Annotated in this window: 5 protein-coding genes; 4 read left to right on the top strand and 1 reads right to left on the bottom strand. The window is 60.6% G+C overall.

All coding sequences use genetic code 11. The features are described 5' to 3' along the window. Positions 1 to 42: 42 nt before the first annotated feature. The 4 genes from Q0O99_RS17465 (at position 43) to Q0O99_RS17450 (ending at position 1,837) form a co-directional block, all read left to right on the top strand. A complete protein-coding gene (locus Q0O99_RS17465; RefSeq protein WP_293753246.1) occupies positions 43 to 249 on the top strand; it encodes a heavy-metal-associated domain-containing protein in 207 nt (68 codons plus the stop codon). Between the two features lie 10 nt (positions 250 to 259). Next, positions 260 to 1,120 (top strand): pirin family protein, encoded by an 861-nt coding sequence (locus Q0O99_RS17460; RefSeq protein ID WP_293753245.1) that lies wholly within the window; start codon positions 260 to 262, stop codon positions 1,118 to 1,120. Positions 1,121 to 1,202: 82 nt separating this feature from the next. Beyond that, the gene (locus Q0O99_RS17455) at positions 1,203 to 1,445 is read left to right on the top strand and encodes an AbrB/MazE/SpoVT family DNA-binding domain-containing protein (protein ID WP_293753244.1); all 243 of its coding nucleotides are present in this window, start codon (positions 1,203 to 1,205) and stop codon (positions 1,443 to 1,445) included. Continuing rightward, the gene (locus Q0O99_RS17450; protein ID WP_293753243.1) at positions 1,442 to 1,837 is read left to right on the top strand and encodes a PIN domain-containing protein; all 396 of its coding nucleotides are present in this window, start codon (positions 1,442 to 1,444) and stop codon (positions 1,835 to 1,837) included. Before Q0O99_RS17455 ends, Q0O99_RS17450 begins: the two co-directional genes overlap by 4 nt. Positions 1,838 to 1,840: 3 nt before the next feature. Here the strand turns inward: Q0O99_RS17450 and Q0O99_RS17445 are convergent. Further along, positions 1,841 to 3,153: toprim domain-containing protein (locus tag Q0O99_RS17445; protein ID WP_293753242.1), on the bottom strand; the 1,313-nt coding region annotated here is incomplete at its 5' end.

Here is a 3,153-nt window from a genome sequence, read left to right as displayed (position 1 = left end):
CTGGCCCCTTGATTTGCGCTGCATCAAACGCACCTGAGACACATGAAACACCCCCTCACCGTCACCGGCATGACCTGTGGCCACTGCGAAAAGTCTGTCACCCGCACCGTGCTGCGCTGGGACCCCCAAGCCCAGGTGCACATCGACCGCGCGCACAACCGCGTGGACGTGGACACCGACAAAGACATCACCCCCTTGCTGGCGCTGATCGCCACCGAGGGCTACCCCACCACCCAAGCCACTGCCTGAAAGAAACCTCATGACCAACCCCTCTGCAAGGCGCTTGGAGCGCCTGGTGCGCGGCCAAGCCACCAGCGACGGCGCCGGCGTCAAGCTCACCCGCATCGTCGCCAACGAGTTGCACCAGCGCTTGGACCCGTTTTTGATGCTCGATGCCTTTGGCAGCGACAAAGCCGGCGACTACATCGCCGGCTTCCCCGACCACCCTCACCGGGGCTTTGAAACCGTCACCTACATGCTGCACGGGCGCATGCGCCACCGCGACAGCGCGGGCAACGAAGGTTTGCTGAAAAACGGCGACGTGCAATGGATGACCGCTGGGCGCGGCGTCATCCACAGCGAAATGCCTGAACAAGAAGAAGGCCTGATGTCGGGCTTTCAGCTGTGGCTCAACCTGCCCGCCAAAGACAAAATGTGCCCGCCTTGGTACCGCGACATCCCCAGCGGCCAGGTGCCCGAGTTCACCACCGAGCAAGGTGTCACCGTGCGGGTGATTGCCGGCCACAGCCAAGGCACCGACGGCAGCGTGCAACGCGACGCCACCCAAGTGCTGTACCTGGACCTGCATTTCCCCGAAGGCGCCAGCGCCCACTTTGACCAAGCCCTGCCCAGCCAGCACAACGCCATGGTCTATGTGTACCAAGGCAGCATGGACGTGGTGTGCGGCGAAGACACCGCTGCGGTGCCCGCACAACACCTGGCCATCTTGCGCAACGAGGGCGACCACGTGCGCCTGAGCGCCGGCCAAGGCACCCGCGCCCTGCTGCTGGCCGGCCAACCGCTGCGCGAACCGATTGTTCAATACGGCCCGTTTGTGATGAACACCAAAGAGCAAATCATCGCCGCCATGGACGACTACCGGGCGGGACGGTTGGCTTGAGGGGTGGCCGGGCAACCTGAGATCAAGTTTTTCTTGACAGGCCCCACTCCTTACGGCAAAGTAAGGAAAAAGGAGCGTCCGCATGTCCACCGCCACCCTCACCACCAAAGGTCAAATCACCATTCCCATTGAGGTCCGCAATGCCCTGAAAGTTGAAGCGGGCGATCGGGTTGAGTTCGTTCAAATTGCGCCTGACCGGTACGAGTTTGTGGCCGCCACCAGCGAGGTGACGGCACTCAAGGGCATGTTTGGGCCGGCAAAAAAACCCGTTTCGTTGGCGGCCATGAAAGAAGCCATTGCCAAACGTGGGGCCGCCGCCAAATGATCGGCCTAGATACGAACGTGATCGTGCGGTACATCATGCAAGATGACCCGAAACAGTCCCCCAAGGCCACCCAGCTGATCGAATCATTGAGCAATGAAGCGCCCGGCTACATCACGATGGTGACCGTTGTCGAGCTTTATTGGGTGCTGACGTCTTGTTATGGGCTTTCAGACACCCAAGTGACCCAAGCACTGGAAGCCATATTGCGAAGCAAACAGCTTTTGGTTGAACGGGCCGATCAGGTCATGCGGGCGCTGCGCGTGTTTGCGGTTGGCAAGGCTGACTTTGCCGACTGCCTGATAGAGCGCGCTGCATCTGGTGCAGGCTGCACGAAAACCTTGACCTTTGATGCCGCCGCGGCTAAACACGCGGGCATGGCGTTGCTCAACTGACCATCAAACGTCAATATTCCCCGCCCGCAAAGCGTTGGTCTCAATGAATATCCGGCGTGGTTCCACCTCATCGCCCATCAGCATGGTGAACACGCGGTCGGCTTCGATGGCGTCGTCAATTTGCACGCGCAGCAAGCGGCGCACTTCTGGGTCCATGGTGGTTTCCCACAGTTGCTGGGGGTTCATCTCGCCCAAGCCTTTGTAGCGCTGGCGCGCTGTGGCCGATTCGGCCTGGGTGATGAGCCAGCGCATGGCTTGGCGGAAGTCTGAAACCTTTTCTTCCTTGTGGCGCTCGCCCTCGCCACGGCCCACTTTGGCACCCGCGCCCAGCAGACCTTGAAAGGTTTGCGCCACCAAAGCCAGAGCCGCGTAGTCGGCGCCATGCACAAACTCTTGGGTGATCAGGCTGCTCTTGGTGTTGCCATGGTGCTTGCGGCTGATGCGCAAAATCGGTTTGTCGGTGCGCACGTCAAACTCGCCCGCCACCTCGGCACCACTGCCCAGGGCACGCAGTTTGGTTTGCATCAGCGCGGCAGAAGCTTGCGCCTGCTCCAGGTTGTCAAGTGACACCACCACCCCATCGGCGATGGCGCGCAAGGCCTCCACGTCCATGAAGTTGCTCAAGCGCTCGATCACGGCCTCGGCCAATTGGTGTTGGTGCGCCAGTTGCGACAAGGTGTCGCCCTTGAGCTCTTGCGGCGCGTCGCCGCCGGTGTGGATGCTCGCGTCTTTGAGGGCGATGCGCAGCAAAAAGCCGTCGAGCGCTGCGCCGTCTTTGAGGTATTGCTCTTCCTTGCCCACCTTCACTTTGTACAAAGGCGGTTGCGCAATGTAGATGTGGCCACGCTCGACCAGCTCGGGCATTTGGCGGTAGAAAAAGGTGAGCAACAAGGTGCGGATGTGCGCACCGTCCACGTCGGCATCGGTCATGATGATGATGCGGTGGTAGCGCAGCTTGTCGATGTTGAAGTCGTCTGTCCCCGACTTGCCCGACTCGGCGCTCACCTTGCCAATGCCGGTACCCAGTGCTGTGATCAGCGTCAAAATTTCATTGCTGGTTAAGAGCTTTTCGTAACGCGCTTTTTCCACGTTCAAAATTTTGCCACGCAGGGGCAGAATGGCTTGGAACTTTCTGTCGCGGCCTTGCTTGGCCGAGCCCCCGGCGGAGTCACCCTCGACGATATAAATCTCGCACAGCGCTGGGTCTTTTTCTTGGCAGTCGGCCAGCTTGCCGGGCAAGCCCATGCCATCGAGCACACCTTTGCGACGCGTCATTTCACGCGCTTTGCGAGCTGCCTCACGGGCGCGGGCCGCGT

Origin of the sequence: Limnohabitans sp. Rim8, assembly GCF_945901735.1 — a bacterium.
GTDB lineage: Bacteria > Pseudomonadota > Gammaproteobacteria > Burkholderiales > Burkholderiaceae_C > Limnohabitans_A.
Note: the sequence above shows the minus strand (reverse complement) of the source record. Positions and strands in the feature narration are given on the sequence as shown.